The following is a 20452-nucleotide window of genomic DNA, read 5'->3' as shown; positions in this document are numbered from 1 at the left end:
GTGTGGGCCGGGGCGCCGGAACGCGCAGTTACACTCCGCCCCGTTTCACCGAATCGTCATATTTCTGACACCCCCCCCCCCCAGGATCTGCGCATGCTGTTCGGCAAGCTGATGCCACGCGATGGCAACTTTTTCGAGATGTTCAACCAGCATGCCGACCGCATCGTGGAGGCGGCCCGTGCCTTCTCGCAGCTGGTGGCCAACTACCACGATGCGCACCTGCGTGAGCAGTACAACCGCGATGTGGACAATGCCGAGCGGGCCGCCGACCGTGTGACGCAAGAGGTCAACCGCACGCTGCACAAGACCTTCATCACGCCGATCGACCGCGAGCAGATCCACTCGCTGATCAACTGCATGGACGATGTGGCCGACCTGCTGCAGGACGCGGCCGAGACCATGGCGCTGTATGACGTGCGCAGCATGACGGACGAGATCCGCCGCCTGACCGAGTTGTGCATGAAGTGCTGCGAGCGCGTGAAGGACGCGGTCAAGCTGCTCTCCAACATCGGAGACCCGGCGACCGCCGAGGCCGCGCTCAAGACCTGCGAAGAGATCGACCGGCTGGAATCCGATGCCGACCGCGTGATGCGCTCGGCCATGAGCAAGCTGTTCCGCGAAGAGCCGGACGTCCGCGAGCTGATCAAGCTCAAGGCCATCTACGAGCTGCTGGAGACGGTCACCGACAAGTGCGAGGACGTGGCCAATCTGATCGAGGGCATCGTCCTCGAGAACTCCTGATCCGGGCAGCGCGCGATGGCTTCTGTGCAGGTGGCCCTGTGGGTCGTGGTGCTGCTGGTCACCCTGGCCCTGGTATTCGACTTCATGAACGGCTTCCACGACGCGGCCAACTCGATCGCGACCGTGGTGTCCACGGGGGTGCTCAAGCCGGGGCAGGCCGTGGTCTTCGCGGCGTTCTTCAACTTCATCGCGATCTTCGTGTTCCACCTGAGTGTGGCGGCCACGGTGGGCAAGGGCATCGCCGAGCCAGGCGTGGTGGATGTGCACGTGGTGTTCGGCGCGCTGATCGGCGCCATCTCGTGGAACCTGATCACCTGGTACTACGGAATTCCCAGCAGCTCCTCGCATGCTTTGATCGGCGGTATCGTGGGCGCTGTGATGGCCAAGACCGGTGCCTCGGGTCTGGTCGGCAGCGGCATCGCCAAGACGGTGGCCTTCATCTTCGTGTCGCCCCTGCTGGGCTTCGCACTGGGCTCGCTGATGCTGGTGATCGTGGCCTGGATCTTCCGGCGCGCGACGCCCTCGCGCGTGGACCGCTGGTTTCGCCGGCTGCAGCTGGTCTCGGCCGGGGCCTACAGCCTGGGCCATGGAGGCAACGATGCGCAGAAGACCATCGGCATCATTTGGCTGCTGCTGATCGCCACGGGCTATGCCTCGGCCACGGACGCAGCGCCGCCGACCTGGACCATCATCAGCTGCTATGTGGCGATTGCGGCCGGCACCATGTTCGGCGGCTGGCGCATCGTCAAGACCATGGGCCAGAAGATCACCAAGCTCAAGCCGGTGGGCGGCTTCTGCGCCGAGACCGGCGGGGCGCTGACGCTGTTCATGGCCACGGTGCTGGGTGTGCCGGTGTCGACCACGCACACCATCACGGGCGCCATCGTCGGCGTGGGCTCCACGCGCCGCGCCAGCGCGGTGCGCTGGGGCGTAGCGGGCAACATCGTGTGGGCCTGGATCTTCACGATCCCGGCCAGCGCTTTCGTGGCAGCGATCGCCTACTGGGTCAGCTTCAGGGTGTTCTGAGCGGCTACTGCGAGATCTTGCGCGCCTCTTCGATCTGGTATTCGAAGTAGCGCTGGAAGCTGAAGGCCAGGCTGGCCATCAGCACGCCGGTGCCCAGCAGCAGCGCGGCGGCGATGCCGATGACGGTGACCCAGTTGGTGCTGCCGGCCGGCGCTTCGGGTGCGGCCGCCGTGTTGAAGGCGGCATTCCACTTCTCGGGCGTGCGCAGGCCGTAGACGATGGCGGTCAGCGCGCTGGCCGCGATCGACACGCCCAGCAACGGGATCAACATCCAGCTCCAGTGGTCGTCCTGGCCGAACTGCTGCACGCGCTCGATGCCGTACAAGCCCAGCGCCGTAGGCAATGGGTAGAGCCAACCCCACAGATCACCCAGGCCGCGCAGGTAGAAGCGGTGCAGGCCCAGCGGGCCACCCAGCAGGGCCAGCCAGGTGGCCAGGGTCTTGTTCTTGGTCTTGCGCATCGCTTCAGGCCGGCGGCTGGCTGTCGCCCGCGCCCAGGGCTTTTTCCATGAGCACGATGTCGAGCCAGCGCTCGAATTTCCAGCCGCAGGAGCGGATCACGCCGACCTGCGTGAAGCCCAGCGCGCGGTGCACGCCGACGGAGCCGGCGTTGGCCGAGTCGCCGATCACGGCGATGAGCTTGCGCACGCCGCGCGCTTCGGCCTCGCCAGCCAGTGCCGTGAGCAGTTGGCGGCCCAGGCCGCGGCCGGCGGCCTCGGGGGCGAGGTAGATCGAGTCCTCGGCTGAGAACCGGTAGGCCGGGCGTGGCTTGAACCAGGTGCAGTAGGCAAAGCCCAACACGCGGCCGTCTTCCTCGGCCACGAGGTAGGGCAGGCCCTTGGTCAGCACGTCGGCGCGGCGTGCTCCCATGTCTTGTGCAGTGGGCGGGTCGATCTCGAAGGTGCCAGTGCCATGCAGCACGTGGTGGGTATAGATCGCGGTGATGGCCGCGACGTCGGCGTCGGTGCTGGGGCGGATGCTGGGCATGTGGAAAGAAAAAGCAACAGTGCAGGCTATAATCGCGGGCTTTTCAGCGTGTCGCTGGCCGGGTGGCCACAAGCGCGTGTCTCAGCGCTGAATCTGAAAAATGAATCTGGCCCACCAGTGCTATCTAGCTGGCAGGCCGACCCCTTGAGGATAAATCATGGTTGTCATCCGGCTTTCCCGCGGCGGTGCTAAGGCCCGTCCCTTCTTCAACATCGTCGTTGCCGACAAGCGCGTGCGCCGTGACGGCCGCTTCATCGAGCGCATCGGTTTCTACAACCCGACCGCCAAGGCCAACGAAGAGAGCATCCGCATCGCCCAGGACCGCCTGAGCTACTGGCGCAGCGTCGGCGCCCAGGCGTCGCCCACGGTCGAGCGTCTGGTGGCCCAGGCCGCTGCCGCCGCGCCGGCTGCTGCTCCCGCAGCGGCTGCCTGAGTTGGCAGGCCTGCTGATGTTGCAGGCACTCGATCCGGCGCCCCTGCCGGACGATGCGGTCGAAGTGGCCCGCGTCGTCGGCGGTTGGGGCGTCAAGGGCTGGCTCAAGCTGCTGCCCCATAGCGCCCAACCCGAGGCGCTTTTTTCTTCCAAACGCTGGTATCTACAGGCGTCCGAACGTGGCCCCAAGGCCTTCGAGGGCACGCTGCTGCTGAAGGTGCGCGAGGCGCGCGAGCATTCCGGCGCTGTGGTGGCCCAGGTGCAGGACATCGGCGACAAGGATGTGGCCGATGCACTCAAGGGCGCGCGCATCTTCGTTTCGCGCTCCAGCTTCCCGAGTGCCGCGACGGACGAGTACTACTGGGTCGACCTGATCGGCCTCGACGTGGTGAACCGCGAAGGCGTGGCGCTCGGCCAGGTGCGTGAGTTGCTGTCCACCGGCCCGCAGACTGTGCTGGTTCTGGAGCAGCCGGGCGCCGAGGGCGAAAAGCCCGTCGAGCGGATGGTTCCTTTCGTCTCGGCCTTCGTCGACAAGGTCGATCTGCCCGGCCGCTGCATCACAGTGGACTGGCAGCCCGACTACTGATCGGGTCTGCTGGAGAGGCCATGCGCTTCGACGTCGTCACGCTGTTTCCTGAACTGTTTACGCCCTTCCTGGCCAGCGGCGTCACGCGGCGCGCCTACGCCTCGGGCCAGGTCGACGTGCGGCTGTGGAATCCGCGCGACCAGGCCGAGGGCAATTACAAGCGCGTGGACGACAAGGCCTTCGGCGGTGGCCCGGGCATGGTCATGCTGGCCGAGCCGCTGGCGCGCTGCCTCGACGCGATCCTGGCCGAGCGCGGCGCAGGCACGCCCGTGGTGCTGTTCGCGCCCGTGGGCGCGCCGCTCAACCACGCGGCCGTGGCCGGTTGGGCCGAAGGCGAGGGCGCTGTGCTGTTGTGTGGTCGCTACGAAGGCATCGACCAGCGCCTGGTCGACCGCTACGTGACGCACAGCATCAGCCTGGGCGATTTCGTGCTGTCCGGTGGTGAGGTTGCCGCGATGGCGCTGCTGGACGCCGTGGCGCGGCTGCAGCCCGGTGTGCTCAACGACGCCGAAAGTCACCAGTTCGACAGCTTCCACCCGGCCCTGGACGGGTTGCTCGATTGCCCGCACTACACGCGGCCGGAGGAATGGCGCGGTACGCCCGTGCCCGAGGTGCTGCTGTCGGGCCACCATGGCCGGATCGCCCGCTGGCGCCGTGATGTGCAACTGCGACTGACGGCCGAGCGCCGGCCCGATCTGCTGGCCATGGCGCGTGCGGCCGGGCGCCTGGATGCGGCCGATGAAGCCGCACTGGCGCAATCCGAAACGCGCGGGCTATAATCGTCGGCTTTTCGGATCCTCTGTCCGCTGCCTTTTGCAATGTCGCGAAGGGCCCCGTCCTTGGCCTTTGTGCTGAGCGACACCCGAGCGTGAGCAAGATCCTGTGGAAGAACCATGAACCTCATCCAGATCCTCGAGCAGGAAGAAATTGCCCGCCTGGGCAAGAAGATCCCTGAATTCGCACCCGGCGACACCGTGATCGTCAGCGTCAACGTGGTCGAAGGCACGCGCAAGCGCGTCCAGGCTTACGAAGGCGTGGTCATCGCCAAGCGCAACCGTGGCCTGAACAGCGGCTTCACCGTGCGCAAGATCTCCAGCGGCGAAGGCGTGGAACGCACGTTCCAGACCTACAGCCCGCTGATCGCCGGCATCGAAGTCAAGCGCCGCGGTGACGTGCGCCGTGCCAAGCTGTACTACCTGCGCGAGCGCAGCGGCAAGTCGGCACGCATCAAGGAAAAGCTGGTGCTCAAGGCCCCCAAGGCCGCTGCAGCAGCCCAGTAATCCGGGCGGCCATTGAGGTCCGTCAAGCCGCCACCTGCTTTGCGCGTGGCGGCTTTTTGCGTTCTGGTCTCCGTTCTCCTATTCCGCGAGCCCCTGTGTCCGACCTGCCGCTGACGCCGCTGTCCAAGATCCCCAACTTCGATCCGCGCCACGCCCCTTCGTTGGGCACGGATCTGCACCTGCCCGCGGTGCCGCGGGCGCGGCTGACCGCCGAGGCCTTGCGCGAGCGCTTCCGTTCGCCGCCGGTCTGGGAGCCCGAGGTGCGCGCCGAGCCGCGCTTCACCGACCGCGTGCCGGCCCGCGCCGCCGTGCTGGTGCCGGTGGTGTTGCGCGAGGCCGGGCCGACGCTGCTCTTGACCGAGCGTTCGCTGCAGCTGGCCAATCATTCCGGGCAGATTGCCTTTCCCGGCGGGCGCATCGATGCCACCGACGCCGATGCCGACGCGGCCGCATTGCGCGAGGCCGAAGAAGAGGTCGGACTGGACCGTGCCCATGTGGAGATCGTTGGCGCGCTCTCGAACTACGTGACGGGCACGGCCTTCGTGGTGACGCCCGTTGTGGCTCTGGTGCGCCCAGGCTTTGCCCTGGCGTTGAATGCCGGCGAAGTGGCGGCAGCCTTCGAAGTTCCGTTGGCTTTCCTGATGGATCCGGCCAACCACCACCGCCACTTGCTGGAGTGGCAGGGCGCGCGGCGCGAGTGGTTCTCGATGCCGTTTCGCGACGGTGAGACCGAACGTTTCATCTGGGGCGCGACGGCCGGCATGCTGCGCAACCTGTACCGCTTCCTGTCGGCCTGAGCCCGTGCGCCGGTCGCCTATGATGGCCGCCCCATGAGCTTCTTCGCCATCTTCTGTGCGCTGCTGCTCGAGCAGGTGCGGCCGTTGGCCCGCGACAATGCCATCCACGGTTGGTTGCGCGCCTGGGTGCGCTGGAGCAGCGACAACTTCGATGCGGGCAAGTCCCTGCACGGCTGGACCAGTTGGGCCCTGGCGGTGCTGCTGCCCACCTTGGTGTCGCTCGGCGTGTACTGGATGCTGGCGCACTGGATCGGCTGGCCCGCGGCTGTGCTGTGGAACGTGGTGGTGCTGTACGGCACGCTGGGTTTTCGGCAGTTCAGCCACCACTTCACCGAGATCCGCAATGCGCTGGAGGCCGGCGACGAGCTGCAGGCGCGCGAGCACCTCGCGGCCTGGCAACGTGTGGATGCAAGCGAGTTGCCCCGCCGCGAGATCGTGCGCCACGTGATCGAATATTCGGTGCTGGCGGCGCACCGCCACGTGTTCGGCGTGCTGGCCTGGTTCGCGGTGCTGGCGGCGCTTGGCCTGGGGCCGGCCGGCGCGGTGTTCTACCGGATGGCGGAGTTCGTCTCGCGCTACTGGCGTTACCGCGCGAGCCCGCACAACCAGCCGGCCAGTGCCGCCTTGCAGCAGGTGGCGGGCGCTGCCTGGACCGTGGTCGACTGGCTGCCCGCGCGCGCCACGGCGCTGGGCTTTGCCATCGTCGGCAGCTTCGAGGACGCCATCGACAGCTGGCGCCACCACGCCCAGCAGTTCCCCAACGACAACGACGGCGTGATCCTGGCCGCCACCTCCGGTGCGGTGAATGTGCGACTGGGCGGCGAGGCGCTCAAGGCCAAACCGGTTTCCAGCGCGCTGCAGCCATTCGAGGCGGGCCTGCAGCCGCCGCAGGACTCGGCATCCACGCCCGGCCGCGAACCGGAGCTGGCGCACCTGCGCAGCGTCGTCGGCCTGGTGTGGCGCACCGTCGTGCTGTTGCTGGGCTTGCTGGCGCTGCTGACTCTGGCGCGCCTGCTGGGATGAGCTTCGCGAGCCCGCACCTGGCTGCGCTGGCACCGTACACGCCAGGCGAGCAGCCGGCCATCGACGGCTTGGTCAAGCTCAACACCAACGAGAACCCGTATCCCCCGTCGCCGCGCGTCATTGCCGCGATCGAAGGCGCGGCACGCGCGGGGTTGCAGCTGTATCCCGACCCCGAGTCGCGCGCGTTGCGCGGCGTGATCGCGTGCCACCACGGCGTGGCGCCCGAGCAGGTGTTCGTGGGCAACGGCTCGGACGAAGTGCTGGCGCTGGCCTTCGACGCCTTCTTCCGCCACGCCGGCCAGCCGCTACTGCTGCCCGACGTGAGCTACAGCTTCTACCATTCGGTCTGCCGCTGGCTGGACGTGGCCGTGCGCCAGGTGCCGCTGGACGAAAGCCTGCGTGTGGAGCAGGCCGCCTTCGAGGCCACGCGCGGCGAGGCGGTGGCCGGCATGGTCATCGCCAATCCGAACGCGCCCACCGGCATCGCTCTGCCGCTCCACGCACTGCAACGGCTGGCGCAGGTCCATCCGCAGCGTGTGCTGCTGGTCGACGAGGCCTACGTGGACTTCGGCGCGGAATCCGCCACCGCGCTGGTGGCGCGCCATCCGAACGTGCTCGTGGTGCAGACGCTGTCCAAGTCGCGCGCGCTGGCCGGCCTGCGCGTGGGGTGGGCCATCGGCCAGGCGCCGTTGATCGATGCGCTCACGCGCGTGAAGAACAGCTTCAACGCCTACCCGCTGGACCGATTGGCGCAGGCCGGGGCCATCGCGGCCTTCGAGGACCAGGCGTATTTCGAGCGCCAGCGCGATGCAGTGGTGCATTGCCGTGAAGGCCTGTTGCTGCAGCTCGAAGACCTGGGCTTTGCGGTGCTGCCCTCGCACGCCAACTTCGTGTTCGCGCGCCATCCCGCGCACGACGCCGCGCAGCTGGCGGCGGCGCTGCGGGCGCGCAAGGTGCTGGTGCGGCATTTCGCGCAGCCGCGCATCGACCAGTACCTGCGCATCAGCGTGGGCACGCCGGGGCAGTGCGAGCAGCTGCTGCAGGCGTTGGCAGCCTGCCTGCAGGGTTGAAGGTTCAGCCGCGCAGCGCCTGCGCGTGGTGGGCGAAGTGCTCGCCCAAAAAGCTCGCGATGAAGTAGTAGCTGTGGTCGTAGCCTGGCTGCAGCCGCAGCGTGAGCGGGTGACCGGCCGCATGGCAGGCGGCCTGCAGTAAGTGGGGTTGCAGCTGGCCGGCCAGGAACTCGTCGGCATCGCCCTGGTCGATGAGCAACGGCAGCCGTTCGCTGGCGCCCTTGACCAGTTCGACCGCATCCCAGGCGGCCCAGCTGGCGCGGTCCGCGCCCAGGTAGGCCGTGAGCGCCTTCTGGCCCCAGGGCACCTGCGATGGTGCGACGATGGGTGAGAAGGCCGACACGCTTCTGTAGCGGCCAGGGTGGCGCAGCGCCGTGACCAGCGCGCCGTGGCCGCCCATGGAATGGCCGGAGATGCTGCGCGCCGCGCTGGCCGGGAAATGCTGCTCGACCAGCGCCGGCAGTTCCTGCGCCACATAGTCCTGCATGCGGAAGTGCGGTGCCCAGGGCGCCTGCGTGGCGTTGACGTAGAAGCCCGCGCCCTGGCCGAGATCGTAGGCCGGGTCATTGGCCACGGCCTCGCCGCGCGGGCTGGTGTCGGGCGCGACGACGATGAGGCCGTGCCGTGCGGCATGCTCCTGCGCGCCGGCCTTGGTGATGAAGTTCTGTTCGGTGCAGGTCAGGCCCGAGAGCCAGTACAGCACCGGGCATTTCTCGCCGGCCAGGGCCTGCGCGGGCAGGTAGATGCCAAAGCGCATCTCGGTGCCGGTGCTGGTGGAGGCATGCCTCCAGACCTCCTGTCGGCCGCCGAAGCTGGCATGGCTCTCGACGCGCTCCATCAGTAGTGCACCACCGAGCGGATCGACTTGCCTTCGTGCATGAGGTCGAAGGCTTCGTTGATGCCGGTGAGCGGCATGGTGTGCGTGACGAAGGGCGCCAACTGGATCTCACCCTTCATCGCGTCCTCGACCATGCCCGGCAATTGGCTGCGGCCTTTGACGCCGCCGAAGGCCGTGCCCAGCCACTTGCGGCCCGTGACCAGCTGGAACGGCCGCGTGGAGATCTCCTGGCCCGCGCCGGCCACGCCGATGATGACCGACTGGCCCCAGCCGCGGTGCGCGCATTCGAGTGCCGCGCGCATCACGTGGGTGTTGCCGATGCACTCGAAGGAGTGGTCCACGCCCCAGCCGGTCATCTCGACGATGACCTGCTGGATGGGCTTGTCGAAATCCTTGGGGTTCACGCAGTCGGTCGCGCCGAAGGTCCTGGCCAGGTCGAACTTGGAGGGATTGGTGTCGATGGCGATGATGCGGCCGGCCTTGGCCTTCTTCGCGCCTTGCACCACGGCCAGGCCGATGCCACCCAGGCCGAACACGGCGACCGTATCGCCCTCCTGCACCTTGGCCGTGTTCCAGACCGCGCCCAGGCCGGTCGTCACACCGCATCCCAGCAGGCAGACCTGCTCGGGGTTGGCTTGCGGATTGATCTTGGCCAGCGAGACCTCGGCAACGACGGTGTACTCGCTGAAGGTAGAGCAGCCCATGTAGTGGTAGAGCGGCTCGCCGTTGTACGAGAAACGCGTAGTCCCGTCGGGCATCACGCCCTTGCCCTGCGTTGCGCGCACGGACACGCACAGGTTGGTCTTGCCGCTCTTGCAGAACAGGCATTCGCCGCATTCGGCCGTGTACAGCGGGATCACGTGGTCGCCGGGCTGCACGCTGGTGACGCCTTCGCCGACTTCGACCACGATGCCCGTGCCTTCGTGGCCCAGCACGGCGGGGAACAGGCCTTCAGGATCGTCGCCCGACAGTGTGAACGCGTCGGTGTGGCAGACGCCGGTGTGGGTGATCCTGACCAGCACCTCGCCCTTTTTCGGCGGGGCGACGTCGATCTCGACGATCTGCAGCGGTTCTCCGGCCTTGAAGGCGACGGCGGCGCGGGATTTCATGATGGTTCTCCAGGAAGGGGGTTAGCGGAGGTAGGTGCGGACCAGGGTGGTCATGTCCTGCACGCGCTGGGCATGGCGGTCGTCGCCCGCGTCGGGCGTGCCGAACTCTTCGCGGATGTGCGATTCCAGCACCTCGGCCATGAGGCCGTTGACAGCGCCGCGGATGGCGGCCAGCTGCTGCAGCACGGGGCCGCAGTCGGCGCCCGCTTCGAGCGCGCGCTCGAGTGCATCGGCCTGGCCACGGATGCGGCGCACGCGCAGCAGGGCCTTCTTCTTCGCGGCGGGTGAGTGCGGCATGGTGGCGCACTATACCCCAGGGGAGTATTGGTGCTAGTAGCGCGGTGGCTGGCTCAACTCGTCGAACAGGTCGGCGTAGATGGCATGGCGGCGCGGCGCGATGGGGCCGTCCTCGCCCACGGCGGCCAGCACGGCGCAGCCGGGTTCGTGCAGATGCGTGCAGTTGTAGAAGCGGCACTGGTCCGCATGCGCGGCGATGTCGGGCATCAGCGTGGCGAGCTGGCGCGGCGCGATCTGGTGCAGGCCGAACTCCTGGAAGCCCGGCGAGTCGATCACGGCCGTGCTGCGCGTCGCGTCGGTCCAGTACCAGGTGGTGCTGGTCGTGGTGTGCTTGCCCGATTTGAGCGCATACGAGATCTCCTGCGTCAGCACGGCGGCGCCAGGCACGAGCTGGTTGATCAGCGTGCTCTTGCCAGCGCCCGAGGGCCCCAGCACCAGCGTGGCCTTGCCCTGCAGCAGCGGCGCGAGTTCAGCGGCTCCCTCGGCGCGCAGGCTGGCCGTGTGCACGGCGTAGCCTATGGCACGGTAGGGCGCCAGACGCTGCCAGGCGCGCGCGAAGGGTTCGGGCAGGTCGCGCTTGTTGAGAACGACCAGCGGCGTGATGTGCTCGGCCTCGGCCGCGATCAGCACGCGCGCGAGCTGGTGTTCCGAGGGCTCGGGTTCGGCTGCGATCAGCACCAGCACCTGGTCGATGTTGGCCGCGAAGGACTTGGTGCGGATCTCGTCCTGCCGGTACAACAGGTTGCGGCGTGGCTCGACGGCCTCGATGCTGCCTTCCTCGCCCTGGCCGGGTGGCGGCGCCAGCCAGCGCACACGGTCGCCGACCACGGCCTGGCTCTTCTTGCCGCGCGGATGGCAGATGCGCCGGCTGCCGTCGTCGGCCTCGACCAGGCAGTGCCGGCCATGTGCGGCGACGACCAGACCGGTGGGCAGTGCGCTCAAGCTTCAGCCTTGCAGCAGTGCATCGAAGCGCGTCGCGCAGTCGAAATCGGTTTCGGAAATGCCGTGCACGTCATGCGTGTTCAGTGCCACCACGCAATGGTCGTAGCGCACCAGCAATTCGGGGTGGTGGTCCTGTACGTGGGCGACGAAAGCCACGGCGTTCACGAAGGCCATGGTCTCGTGGTAGTTGGCGAAGCGGTAGGTCTTCTCGATCGCCACGTTCTCGCCGTCGCCGCGCAGCGTCCAGCCTTGGAGTTGGGCCAGCCGGGTCACGACGTCCGTGGGCTTGAGCGCGCGGCGCGGCGTCGTGGCCCAGTCCTTCTTTGGCAAGGTGTTCATGTGGTGCTCCTCAGGCGGCGGGCTGCAGTCGGGCCAGCCGTTCCGAGGCTGGTGGGTGGGAGTAGTAGAACTTCACGAACACGGGGTCGGGCGTCAGCGTGCTGGCGTTGTCTTCGTACAGCTTGAGCAGCGCGGCCGACAGGTCGGCGCCGCTGGTCTGTGCCACGGCGAAGGCGTCGGCCTGGAACTCATGGTGGCGCGACAGCTGGGCCGACAGCGGCGCCACGAAGAAGCTGAACACCGGCATGGCCAGCATGAACAGCAGCAGCGCCAGCGCATCGTTGGGGGGGGGGCTGCCGTCGGGCAGCAGGGCCAAGAAGGGATGCACGCCCAGGCCGGTGTAGAACCAGGTCTGGCTGGACAGCCAGCCCAGCAGCGCGAAGCCGGCCAGGCTCAGTGCGAACATCGCGCCGATGCGCTGCACGATGTGCCTGTGCTTGAAGTGGCCGAGTTCGTGCGCGAGCACGGCATCGACCTGGCGCTGCGACAGCCGGGCCAGCAGCGTGTCGTAGAAGACCACGCGCTTGGCCGCGCCGAACCCCGTGAAGTAGGCGTTCCCGTGCGCGCTTCGGCGGCTGCCGTCCATCACGTACAAGCCCTTGGCTGCAAAGCCGCAGCGCTGCATGAGCGCGGTGACGCTGGCCTTGAGGCTCTCGTCCTCGAGCGGCTTGAATTGGTTGAAGAGCGGCGCGATGAAGGTCGGGTAGACCATCAGCAGCACGAGGTTGAAGCCCATCCAGGCCGCCCAGGCCCACAGCCACCAGTGCTGGCCGGCCGTGTCCATGAGCCACAGGATCAGCGCTGCAATCGGCAGGCCGATCAGCGCGCCGACCAGCGTCGACTTGAGCAGGTCGGCCAGCCAGAGCCGGCCTGTCATCTTGTTGAAGCCGAAGCGTTGCTCGATGCCGAAGGTTTGGTGCAGCGAGAACGGCAGCTCCAGCAGGCCGCCGATCAGCGCGAAGGCGGCCAGTAGCGCCAGCTGCTGCAGCATGCCGGGGCCCAGCGCGCGCAGCAGCAGCTCGTTCAGCAGGTTCAGGCCGCCCAGCAAGGTCCAGCCCAGCAGCACGGCCGCGCCGAATGCCATCTCCAGCAGGCCGAAGCGGGCCTTGGCGATGGTGTAGTCGGCGGCCTTGCGGTGCGCCTCGGGCGTGATGGTGCCGGCGAACGCGGCGGGCACTGCGTCGCGGTGCCGCGCCACATGGCGGATCTGACGGCTGGCCAGCCAGAACTTGACCAGCAGGCCAAGCACGAGGGCCACGGCGAATGCCGCGGTGAAAAGGTCCGCAGCGGACAGATCGGGGGGCATAGCCCGCCAGTGTAGGCCATCGGCGAGAATGACCGCATGGACCCGACGAACACCATTTCCACCCCCGTCCCGCTGGGAAAATCCGACAAGAACCTGGTCTGGCTGGACTGCGAGATGACCGGTCTGGATCCCGAGGTCGAGCGCCTGATCGAGATCGCCGTGGTGGTGACGGGCCCGGATCTGCAGCCGCGCGTGGAAGGTCCGGTGTTGGTGATCCACCAGTCGGATGAGCAGTTGGACAAGATGGATGCCTGGAACAAGGGCACGCACGGCCGCAGCGGCCTGATCGACAAGGTGCGGGCATCCACCGTGACCGAAGCCCAGGCCGAGGCGGAACTGCTGGCTTTCCTCGCGCGCTACGTGCCGAAGAACGTGGTGCCCATGTGTGGCAACAGCATCGGGCAGGACCGGCGCTTCCTGGTCAAGTACATGCCCAAGCTGGAAGCGTTCTTCCACTACCGCAACCTGGATGTGAGCACGCTCAAGGAGCTGGCCAAGCGCTGGAAGCCAGCGGTCTACAGCAGCTTCAAGAAGGCGCAAAAGCACACGGCGCTGGCCGACGTGCACGAGTCCATCGACGAATTGGTGCATTACCGCACGCACTTTTTGCGCATGGATTGACGACGCATGTCATAATGGCGGGCTGCGGAGAAGTCGTGCGACTTCTTCGTTCCTTTGCATCTCCCCTCACACTCTTGGCTCTGGATTCTCGAATCCGCAATGGGCCGCCAACGCGCAGCGTTGTTTCGTTTGAAGGTGGATGTTTGTTCCACCGATGACGAGCTTTGCACCGCCAAGCAGCGCGGGGCATTGCACGTGTGAGAAATCCATGACCGACTCTTTTGAAGACCGGGCAGCTTTGCCCATGGCCGCCCACGACAACGCTTTCGTCGACAGCGCTGTTTCCCCCGTTGGCGAGGCTGCGCCTGCCGATGTCTCGGCCTTTGCCGCCCTGGGCCTGGCAGAGCCGCTGCTGCGCGCCGTCGCCGACCTGGGCTTCACCCAGCCCACGGCCGTGCAACAGCAGGCCGTGCCCATGGCCATGGGCGATATCTCAGGCTTCAACGACCTGATGGTCTCCAGCCAGACCGGCAGTGGCAAGACGGCAGCCTTCCTGCTGCCCGTGCTGCACACGCTGATCCGCCAGCAGGAAGCCAACGAGGCCGCCGAGCGTGCCGAGCGCGAACGCCTGGCGGCCGAAGCCATTGCGCGTGGCGAACCCGCTCCGAAGAAGGCGCGCCGCAAGGATCCGACCAATCCGCGCCACTTCAAGCCGGCCGAGCCGGGTGCACTGGTGCTGTGCCCCACGCGCGAACTGGCGCAGCAGGTCGCACATGACGCGATCGAGCTGGTCAAGCATTGCCGCGGTCTGCGCGTCGCCAACGTCGTGGGTGGCATGCCCTACGCGCTGCAACTCGCCAAGCTGCAGAACGCCAACCTGGTCGTGGCCACGCCAGGCCGCCTGCTGGATTTGCAGCGCTCCATGCAACTGAAGCTGGACAAGGTGCGCTTCCTGGTCGTCGATGAAGCCGACCGCATGCTCGACCTGGGCTTCGCCGACGATCTGGCCGACATCCATGGCCTGACAGCCCAGCGCCAGCAGACCATGATGTTCAGCGCCACCTTCGCGCCGCGCATCCAGCAACTGGCCCTGCGCGTGATGCGCGAGCCCAAGCGCATCCAGATCGCCACGCCGCATGAGAAGCATCAGAACATCCGTCAGGTGCTGTTCTGGGCCGACAACGCGCAGCACAAGCGCGCGCTGCTGGACCACTGGCTGCGCGACGCCAGCATCGAGCAAGCCATCGTGTTCGCCAGCACTCAGATCGAGTGCGACGGCTTGGCCAACGATCTGCAGCAGGCCGGCTTTTCGGCCGTGGCATTGCATGGCGCTCTGAGCCAGGGACTGCGCAACCGCCGCCTGATGGCATTGCGCCAGGGCCAGGTGCAGATCCTGGTGGCCACCGATGTGGCGGCACGCGGCATCGACGTGCCCGCCATCACGCACGTGTTCAATTTCGGTCTGCCGATGAAGGCAGAGGACTACACGCACCGCATCGGCCGCACCGGCCGCGCAGGGCGTGACGGCCTGGCCGTGACCTTTGCCGAGTTCCGCGACCGCCGCCGCATCCAGGACATCGAGCACTTCACGCGCCAGCCGTTCAATGCCGAGGTCATTCCCGGCATGGAACCGCGCGAGCGCTTGCCCGAGCCGCGCAAGCCGGCCTTTGGCCGCGGTGCTCCGCGTGGCGGCGAGCCGCGCAACCGGGGTTTTGGCGGGCCACGCGGCGGTCAACACGACCGCGCCGGGTTCGGCGCCTGGCAAGGCGGTGACCACGGCGGTTTCGGCAGCCAGGCGCGGCCTGCGCCGCGTGCTGACGGCGCCCGCGCAGGCGGCGCGCGCCCTGCTGGCGGCGGCAAGGTGTTCGTGCCCTTCGACGCCAAGAGGCGTCCGCACAAAGCGTCGCGCTAGGCCGACGCGGACGAGGCAGGCCGCGTGTGATGCCATGCAGGCCTTCTACAATCGTCCGGAGATTTGTGGGTTTTTGCGCAGATTTCGCTCAAATGGAGGAGCGATCGTGGCGCCCGTGGCTGGATCGGGGCTGCCCTGCATCTGTTGGCACGTACAGTTGCGGTTGGCGGGCTCTGTCTTTTACCGGGAACGGCATCGGATGATTCGACTTCGACGTAACAACACAAAGGGGGGCTGCTCCCTGATTGCATCTGGCGCTTGGGCCGAGGGTCGCGGCGCATGATCAAGTTGTTCAACCACTACCTGCATCGGCGTACGGTGTTGCAGGTGGTTCTCGATTTCGTGCTGATCCTGGCCGCGGTGTTCGCCGAATTGCTGTGGCGCCGCGCGGAGTGGCCAACCATGGTGCCGGTGCTGGGCTACACCGCGCTACTTGCCACTGGCATGCTGGTCATCAATGGCAGCATGGGTTTTTACCAGCGTGTACACGGTCGTTCGCTGAACCAATCGCGCGCGCGCGCGGCGCTGGCGCTGCTGCTGGCGGTGCCCGTGACCTATGCTGTTTTCGGCTCGGTGCCCTTGGGCATCGAGGGGCGCCAGTCGCTGGCCCTGGCCGCCATGGTCGGCCTGCTGGTGGTGCTGGCGCACCGCGTCGATGCAGCCCATTCCGGCGCGCAGTCTGCTCTGCGGCACCGCGTGCTGGTGTTCGGTACCGGTCCCCGTGCCGCGTTGGTGGGCCGGGCGCTCAAGAAGGACGACCCGCATGTCGACGTGGTGGGTTACTACGCCAGTCCCAACGAATCCGAGGCCGAGGTCTCGGCCTGGGGCATCCTCTCCAAGAACAAGTCGCTGACCGACACGGCGCTGGAGCTCGAGGTCGACGAGATCGTCGTGGCGCTGGTCGAACGCCGTGGCGGCAGCATGCCCTTGCGCGAACTGCTGGACTGCAAGCTGCACGGCGTGCGGGTGACCGACATGGCCACGCATTTCGAGAAGACCAAGGGCCAGATCCGGCTCGATTCGGTGTCGGCCGGCTGGTTGGTCTTTGGCGATGGTTTCAGCCAGGGCGGGCTGCGCACGGTGGTCAAGCGCATCTTCGACATCGCCTGCGCGCTGCTCTTGATCGGCATCACTGCGCCCGTGATGCTGGTCACTGCGCTCATCATCAAGCTGGAAAGCCGCGGCCCGGTGTTCTACCGCCAGGAGCGCGTCGGTTTCAACGGCCGGCTGTTCAACGTCGTCAAGTTCCGCAGCATGCGCACCGACGCGGAAAAGGATGGGCCGCAGTTCGCCGCCGCGAAGGACAGCCGCGTGACGCGCGTGGGGGGCTTCATCCGCAAGGTGCGCATCGACGAGTTGCCGCAGCTGTTCTCCGTCCTGAATGGCGACATGAGCCTGGTGGGGCCCCGCCCCGAACGGCCGTTCTTCGTCGACCAATTGACCCGCGAGATTCCCTACTATGCCGTGCGCCAGAGCGTCAAGCCGGGCGTGACCGGCTGGGCCCAGGTGCGCTACCACTACGGCGCCTCGCTGGAAGACTCGGCGGAGAAGCTGCAGTACGACCTGTACTATGTCAAAAACCACTCCTTGTTCCTGGATCTCGTGATCCTGTTCGAGACCGTCGGGGTGGTGTTGATGGCCAAGGGCGCGCGCTGAGCATGCCGGCGCCTGGTGTGGCGCAGAACTGCCCGCGCCCGGAGTAGGGAGGCGCATGGACAGTCCCAACATCCTGCTGAGCGTCTGGGGGTATGCCTTCACCGGGCTGGCCTTCACCGCATTCGCCGTGGCGCTGGCACGGCAGCGCGCCCTGTGGTCGGCGCGCGAGGTTTCTCCTGGACTGCTGTTCGGGGCGGTCATCGCCTCGACGGTGTGGGCCTTTCTTGTGCTGGCTGCCTTGCTGAGCGCGTCCTCCTGGCTGGTCGACCTCAGCCTGCTTGCCGATTGCCTGCGCTACGCATGCTGGATCGGGTTCCTGCTGCTGCTGTGGCGGCCCGAGCGCCCTGGTTGGCTGGTCCAACGCTTCGGCTGGGCAGGCGTGGTCGCGGCGCTGTTGATCGGCGGCACGGTGGTGGTGCGGGTGAGCAATCTGCTGGACAGCAACGCAGCGGCCGCGGTGGGCCAATGGCAGTTGCTGAACGCGATGGCTCTGCCGGTCTTCGCGCTGTTCTTGCTGGAGCAGGTGTATCGCAACCTGGCCGATGACGTGCGCTGGAGCCTCAAGCCCCTGTGCCTGGGTCTGGCAGGCACCTTCCTGTTCGACCTGTACGTGTTCTCTCAGGCAGTTTTGTTCAACCGGCCGGACCTGGACGCGATGAGCGTACGTGGCCTGTTGCACGCGTTGTTGGTGCCACTCATGTGGTTGTCGATGAGCGGGCGCAGCGATTGGGTCGGCAAGGTGCGCGTCTCGCGCACGGCCATCTTCCATTCGGCCACGCTGGTGTTGGCCGGTGCCTACCTGATCTTCATCTCCGCCGTCGGCTACTACGTGCGCTACTTCGGCGGCGACTGGGGCCGGGCGCTGCAATTGGCGCTCGTGTCCGTGGCTTCGGTGGGCATGATGGTGCTGCTGATGTCGGGCACCGTGCGCTCGCGTCTGCGCGTCACGCTGGGCAAGCACTTCTTTCGCTACCGCTACGACTACCGTGAGGAGTGGCTGCGCTTCACGCAAACCCTGTCGAACGACCGCTCGCCGCTGGCTGTGGGCCAGCGCGTGATCCGCGGGCTGGCCGACATGCTGGAAAGTCCAGCCGGCTTGCTGTGGCTGCGCAGTCCGGGCGAAGACTCGCTGCGCTGCGCGTCAACCTGGAACATGCCTGCGTCCAAGGACAAGGAGGAGGCTGACTCCGCGTTCTGCCGCTTCCTGCTGCAAAGCGGCTGGGTCATCAACCTGCAGGAGTACCGCTCGTTCCCGCAGCGCTATGGCGATCTGGCGCTGCCGGTCTGGCTGCACGAGGTGCGGCAGGCCTGGCTCATCGTGCCGCTGACCGTGGGCGAGGAACTGACGGGCTTTGTCGTGCTGGCCAGCGCGCGTGCCGATGTGGACGTCAACTGGGAAGTCAATGACCTGCTGAAGACGGCAGGCCGGCAGGCCGCCAGCTTCCTGGCCCAGATGCAGGCCACCGAAGCCTTGCTGGAAGTGCGCAAGTTCGATGCCTTCAACAAGATGTCGGCCTTCGTGGTGCACGACCTCAAGAACATCGTGACCCAGCTGTCTTTGATGATGAAGAACGCCAAGCGCTTGCAGGGCAACCCGGAGTTTCAGCAGGACATGCTCATGACTGTTGAAAATTCCTTGGACAAGATGCGACAGCTGATGCTTCAATTGCGCGAGGGTGCCAAGCCGACCGGTACCGTGCACGGCGTCGCCCTGGCCGGCATTGCCCAGCGCATTGCCCGCGTGGCCGATGGCCGCGGCCGGCAACTGGAGCTTGACCTGGACGACGAGCCGGTGGCGCGGGGCCAGGATGAGCGGCTGGAACGCATCATCGGCCACATGGTTCAGAACGCCTTCGATGCCACGGACCCCCCGGGCCGCGTCTGGCTTCGGCTTGGCCGTGAGGCCGGGATGGCGCTGGTCGAGGTCGGGGATACCGGGCGCGGCATGTCCGAGGAGTTCGTTCGCGAGCGCCTCTTCAAGCCCTTCCAGACCACGAAGCAGGCGGGCATGGGCATCGGCGCCTACGAGAGTTATCAATATGTGCAGGAGTTGGGCGGGAAAATCCGGGTGCACAGCGAACTTGGCCGCGGAACGGTGATCAAGATGCTGTTGCCGCTGTTCGACGCCCATTCGACATCCGTCCTGCAGCCCTTGGAGAACGCATGAGCTCGGAAAAAATGCGCGCGCTGTTGATCGTCGAAGACGACCCGGCGCTGCAAAAACAGATCAAGTGGTCGCTGGACCGCTTCGAGTCGGTGACGGCGCTGGACCGTGAATCCGCGCTGGTGCAGATGCGCCGCCACACGCCGGCGGTCGTCACCATGGACCTGGGGCTACCGCCGGACGCGGACTCGGTCAGCGAGGGCTTCAAGCTGCTCGAGCAGATCCTGGCTGTCGAGCCCGACACCAAGGTCATCGTCCTGACGGGTCAGAACGACCAGGCCAATGCCTTGCGCGCCGTGGCCATGGGCGCCTACGACTTCATGCCCAAGCCGTTCGATCCGGACGTGCTGAACCTGACGGTGGATCGGGCTTTTCGCCTGTTCGAGCTGCAGAAGGAGAACCGCCGGCTGCGCTCCATGCAGCAGCCCGATGCGCTCGGTGGCCTGATCACGCGCGACCCGGAGATGCTGCGCATCTGCCGTACCATCGAGAAGGTGGCCAACAGCACGGCGACCGTCATGCTGCTCGGTGAGAGCGGCACCGGCAAGGAGGTCCTGGCCAGGGGCGTGCACCAGGCGTCGCCCCGTCGCAACGGCAAGTTCGTCGCCATCAATTGCGCCGCGATTCCCGAGAACCTGCTCGAAAGCGAACTTTTCGGCTACGAGAAGGGCGCCTTCACCGGAGCGGCCAAGACCACGGTCGGCAAGATCGAGACCGCCAATGGCGGCACGTTGATGCTCGACGAGATCGGCGACCTGCCGTTCAGCCTGCAGGCCAAGCTGCTGCGCTTCCTGCAGGAGAGGACGATCGAGCGCGTGGGTGGACGCCAGGAGATTCCTGTCGATGTGCGCATCGTCTGCGCCACCCACCAGGACCTCAAGGCGCTGAGCAAGGAAAGCCGCTTTCGCGAAGATCTGTACTACCGGCTCGCGGAGATCGTGGTCAACATACCGCCGCTGCGCGCCCGTGTCGGCGACGCCGCGCTGCTGGCCCATGCCTTCGTGCGCCGCTTCGCGCAGGAGCAGAACCGCGGCACGGTGAGCCTTGGCGAGGAGGCCATCCGGGCCATCGAGGCACATGCCTGGCCCGGCAACATCCGCGAACTCGAAAATTGCATCAAGCGCGCCGTCATCATGGCCGATGGCAACCAGATCGTGCGCGAGGACATCGGCTTGGCCGCACCAGATGCGCCGGATGGCCTGGATCCTGCGCTGGACCTGCGCGCCGTGCGCGATGCCGCCGAGCGCACCGCCATCATCGCGGCGCTGGGCCGAGTCAACGGCAACATCGTCAAGGCCGCGGAGCTCCTGGGTGTCAGCCGGCCCACGCTGTACGACCTCATGCACCGCCTGGGCTTGAAGTAAGCCTGCCGCCCCCGTCAAGACA

Annotated in this window: 22 protein-coding genes; 14 read left to right on the top strand and 8 right to left on the bottom strand. The window is 67.0% G+C overall.

All coding sequences use genetic code 11. From position 1 onward, the window contains the following. Window positions 1-93 precede the first annotated feature (93 nt). Together ASF45_RS03015 and ASF45_RS03010 are read left to right on the top strand one after the other, a co-directional pair. On the top strand, window positions 94-741 hold the full coding sequence (locus tag ASF45_RS03015) for a DUF47 domain-containing protein (protein ID WP_056656621.1): 648 nt from the start codon (window positions 94-96) through the stop codon (window positions 739-741). Between the two features lie 15 nt (window positions 742-756). Further along, window positions 757-1767: an inorganic phosphate transporter gene (locus ASF45_RS03010; RefSeq protein WP_056656618.1), complete on the top strand. Its 1011-nt coding sequence runs from the start codon at window positions 757-759 to the stop codon at window positions 1765-1767. A gap of 4 nt (window positions 1768-1771) precedes the next feature. Here the strand turns inward: ASF45_RS03010 and ASF45_RS03005 are convergent, their stop codons facing one another. Continuing rightward, a complete protein-coding gene (locus tag ASF45_RS03005) occupies window positions 1772-2227 on the bottom strand; it encodes a hypothetical protein (protein ID WP_056656615.1) in 456 nt (151 codons plus the stop codon). A gap of 4 nt (window positions 2228-2231) precedes the next feature. Further along, window positions 2232-2753: a GNAT family N-acetyltransferase gene (locus tag ASF45_RS03000; RefSeq protein WP_056656612.1), complete on the bottom strand. Its 522-nt coding sequence runs from the start codon at window positions 2751-2753 to the stop codon at window positions 2232-2234. 157 nt (window positions 2754-2910) lie between these two features. Here ASF45_RS03000 and rpsP point away from each other — a divergent pair, with 157 nt between their 5' ends. From rpsP to hisC, 7 genes are all read left to right on the top strand, one after another. Next, entirely contained in the window at window positions 2911-3186 is a 276-nt protein-coding gene (gene rpsP / locus ASF45_RS02995; RefSeq protein ID WP_056656609.1) for a 30S ribosomal protein S16, read from the top strand. A 16-nt stretch (window positions 3187-3202) separates the two neighbouring features. After that, the gene (gene rimM, locus ASF45_RS02990) at window positions 3203-3772 is read left to right on the top strand and encodes a ribosome maturation factor RimM (RefSeq protein WP_056657456.1); all 570 of its coding nucleotides are present in this window, start codon (window positions 3203-3205) and stop codon (window positions 3770-3772) included. A 20-nt stretch (window positions 3773-3792) separates the two neighbouring features. After that, a complete protein-coding gene (trmD, locus tag ASF45_RS02985; protein ID WP_056656606.1) occupies window positions 3793-4551 on the top strand; it encodes a tRNA (guanosine(37)-N1)-methyltransferase TrmD in 759 nt (252 codons plus the stop codon). Window positions 4552-4665: 114 nt separating this feature from the next. Continuing rightward, a complete protein-coding gene (gene rplS, locus ASF45_RS02980; protein WP_056656603.1) occupies window positions 4666-5052 on the top strand; it encodes a 50S ribosomal protein L19 in 387 nt (128 codons plus the stop codon). Window positions 5053-5147: 95 nt separating this feature from the next. Further along, window positions 5148-5849 carry a CoA pyrophosphatase gene (locus tag ASF45_RS02975; protein WP_235580788.1) on the top strand — a complete coding sequence of 234 codons (702 nt, stop codon included), beginning with the start codon at window positions 5148-5150 and terminating at the stop codon, window positions 5847-5849. 33 nt (window positions 5850-5882) lie between these two features. After that, window positions 5883-6872: a CobD/CbiB family protein gene (locus ASF45_RS02970; RefSeq protein ID WP_056656600.1), complete on the top strand. Its 990-nt coding sequence runs from the start codon at window positions 5883-5885 to the stop codon at window positions 6870-6872. Next, a complete protein-coding gene (gene hisC / locus ASF45_RS02965) occupies window positions 6869-7942 on the top strand; it encodes a histidinol-phosphate transaminase (RefSeq protein ID WP_056656597.1) in 1074 nt (357 codons plus the stop codon). Before ASF45_RS02970 ends, hisC begins: the two co-directional genes overlap by 4 nt. A gap of 4 nt (window positions 7943-7946) precedes the next feature. On the opposite strand, the gene fghA is transcribed toward hisC, so the two are convergent. Genes fghA through ASF45_RS02935 form a run of 6 tightly spaced genes read right to left on the bottom strand, consistent with a single transcriptional unit; the run spans window position 7947 to window position 12773 of the window. Continuing rightward, complete coding sequence (fghA, locus tag ASF45_RS02960; protein WP_056656593.1) at window positions 7947-8780, bottom strand: S-formylglutathione hydrolase; 834 nt, start codon at window positions 8778-8780, stop codon at window positions 7947-7949. Further along, window positions 8780-9889 (bottom strand): S-(hydroxymethyl)glutathione dehydrogenase/class III alcohol dehydrogenase, encoded by a 1110-nt coding sequence (locus ASF45_RS02955; RefSeq protein ID WP_056656592.1) that lies wholly within the window; start codon window positions 9887-9889, stop codon window positions 8780-8782. Before ASF45_RS02955 ends, fghA begins: the two co-directional genes overlap by 1 nt. Window positions 9890-9910: 21 nt before the next feature. Continuing rightward, the gene (gene frmR / locus ASF45_RS02950; protein ID WP_056656589.1) at window positions 9911-10186 is read right to left on the bottom strand and encodes a formaldehyde-responsive transcriptional repressor FrmR; all 276 of its coding nucleotides are present in this window, start codon (window positions 10184-10186) and stop codon (window positions 9911-9913) included. Window positions 10187-10219: 33 nt separating this feature from the next. Further along, window positions 10220-11128 carry a ribosome small subunit-dependent GTPase A gene (gene rsgA / locus ASF45_RS02945; RefSeq protein WP_056656586.1) on the bottom strand — a complete coding sequence of 303 codons (909 nt, stop codon included), beginning with the start codon at window positions 11126-11128 and terminating at the stop codon, window positions 10220-10222. 3 nt (window positions 11129-11131) lie between these two features. Beyond that, complete coding sequence (locus ASF45_RS02940; RefSeq protein WP_056656583.1) at window positions 11132-11467, bottom strand: 4a-hydroxytetrahydrobiopterin dehydratase; 336 nt, start codon at window positions 11465-11467, stop codon at window positions 11132-11134. A gap of 10 nt (window positions 11468-11477) precedes the next feature. After that, complete coding sequence (locus ASF45_RS02935; RefSeq protein WP_200932095.1) at window positions 11478-12773, bottom strand: M48 family metallopeptidase; 1296 nt, start codon at window positions 12771-12773, stop codon at window positions 11478-11480. Between the two features lie 36 nt (window positions 12774-12809). Here ASF45_RS02935 and orn point away from each other — a divergent pair, with 36 nt between their 5' ends. The 5 genes from orn (at window position 12810) to prsR (ending at window position 20430) form a co-directional block, all read left to right on the top strand. Next, complete coding sequence (orn, locus tag ASF45_RS02930; RefSeq protein ID WP_056656580.1) at window positions 12810-13394, top strand: oligoribonuclease; 585 nt, start codon at window positions 12810-12812, stop codon at window positions 13392-13394. A 208-nt stretch (window positions 13395-13602) separates the two neighbouring features. Next, the gene (locus ASF45_RS02925) at window positions 13603-15246 is read left to right on the top strand and encodes a DEAD/DEAH box helicase (protein WP_056656577.1); all 1644 of its coding nucleotides are present in this window, start codon (window positions 13603-13605) and stop codon (window positions 15244-15246) included. Window positions 15247-15525: 279 nt separating this feature from the next. Beyond that, entirely contained in the window at window positions 15526-16902 is a 1377-nt protein-coding gene (locus ASF45_RS02920; protein WP_056656575.1) for a TIGR03013 family XrtA/PEP-CTERM system glycosyltransferase, read from the top strand. Window positions 16903-16957: 55 nt separating this feature from the next. Continuing rightward, the gene (gene prsK / locus ASF45_RS02915) at window positions 16958-19069 is read left to right on the top strand and encodes an XrtA/PEP-CTERM system histidine kinase PrsK (protein ID WP_056656572.1); all 2112 of its coding nucleotides are present in this window, start codon (window positions 16958-16960) and stop codon (window positions 19067-19069) included. After that, window positions 19066-20430, top strand: coding sequence for a PEP-CTERM-box response regulator transcription factor (gene prsR, locus ASF45_RS02910; protein WP_056656569.1), 1365 nt, complete (start codon window positions 19066-19068; stop codon window positions 20428-20430). Before prsK ends, prsR begins: the two co-directional genes overlap by 4 nt. Window positions 20431-20452: the final 22 nt, after the last annotated feature.

It is taken from the genome of Pseudorhodoferax sp. Leaf265 (genome assembly GCF_001422365.1).
Taxonomy (GTDB): Bacteria; Pseudomonadota; Gammaproteobacteria; order Burkholderiales; family Burkholderiaceae_C; genus Pseudorhodoferax.
The sequence above is the reverse complement of the archived record's forward strand: the minus strand, read 5'-3'. Positions and strand labels throughout refer to the sequence as shown.

Bases quoted from the DNA above. Each gene is read 5' to 3' on its own strand.
- hisC (WP_056656597.1), top strand. From the start codon at position 6,869: ATGAGCTTCGCGAGCCCGCACCTGGCTGCGCTGGCACCGTACACGCCA.
- ASF45_RS02940 (WP_056656583.1), bottom strand. From the start codon at position 11,467: ATGAACACCTTGCCAAAGAAGGACTGGGCCACGACGCCGCGCCGCGCG.
- ASF45_RS02920 (WP_056656575.1), top strand. From the start codon at position 15,526: ATGATCAAGTTGTTCAACCACTACCTGCATCGGCGTACGGTGTTGCAG.
- prsK (WP_056656572.1), top strand. From the start codon at position 16,958: ATGGACAGTCCCAACATCCTGCTGAGCGTCTGGGGGTATGCCTTCACC.
- ASF45_RS02955 (WP_056656592.1), bottom strand. From the start codon at position 9,889: ATGAAATCCCGCGCCGCCGTCGCCTTCAAGGCCGGAGAACCGCTGCAG.
- ASF45_RS02970 (WP_056656600.1), top strand. From the start codon at position 5,883: ATGAGCTTCTTCGCCATCTTCTGTGCGCTGCTGCTCGAGCAGGTGCGG.
- rpsP (WP_056656609.1), top strand. From the start codon at position 2,911: ATGGTTGTCATCCGGCTTTCCCGCGGCGGTGCTAAGGCCCGTCCCTTC.
- prsR (WP_056656569.1), top strand. From the start codon at position 19,066: ATGAGCTCGGAAAAAATGCGCGCGCTGTTGATCGTCGAAGACGACCCG.
- rimM (WP_056657456.1), top strand. From the start codon at position 3,203: ATGTTGCAGGCACTCGATCCGGCGCCCCTGCCGGACGATGCGGTCGAA.
- ASF45_RS02925 (WP_056656577.1), top strand. From the start codon at position 13,603: ATGACCGACTCTTTTGAAGACCGGGCAGCTTTGCCCATGGCCGCCCAC.
- ASF45_RS02935 (WP_200932095.1), bottom strand. From the start codon at position 12,773: ATGCCCCCCGATCTGTCCGCTGCGGACCTTTTCACCGCGGCATTCGCC.
- trmD (WP_056656606.1), top strand. From the start codon at position 3,793: ATGCGCTTCGACGTCGTCACGCTGTTTCCTGAACTGTTTACGCCCTTC.
- ASF45_RS03005 (WP_056656615.1), bottom strand. From the start codon at position 2,227: ATGCGCAAGACCAAGAACAAGACCCTGGCCACCTGGCTGGCCCTGCTG.
- frmR (WP_056656589.1), bottom strand. From the start codon at position 10,186: ATGCCGCACTCACCCGCCGCGAAGAAGAAGGCCCTGCTGCGCGTGCGC.
- ASF45_RS03015 (WP_056656621.1), top strand. From the start codon at position 94: ATGCTGTTCGGCAAGCTGATGCCACGCGATGGCAACTTTTTCGAGATG.
- ASF45_RS03000 (WP_056656612.1), bottom strand. From the start codon at position 2,753: ATGCCCAGCATCCGCCCCAGCACCGACGCCGACGTCGCGGCCATCACC.
- fghA (WP_056656593.1), bottom strand. From the start codon at position 8,780: ATGGAGCGCGTCGAGAGCCATGCCAGCTTCGGCGGCCGACAGGAGGTC.
- rplS (WP_056656603.1), top strand. From the start codon at position 4,666: ATGAACCTCATCCAGATCCTCGAGCAGGAAGAAATTGCCCGCCTGGGC.
- ASF45_RS03010 (WP_056656618.1), top strand. From the start codon at position 757: ATGGCTTCTGTGCAGGTGGCCCTGTGGGTCGTGGTGCTGCTGGTCACC.
- orn (WP_056656580.1), top strand. From the start codon at position 12,810: ATGGACCCGACGAACACCATTTCCACCCCCGTCCCGCTGGGAAAATCC.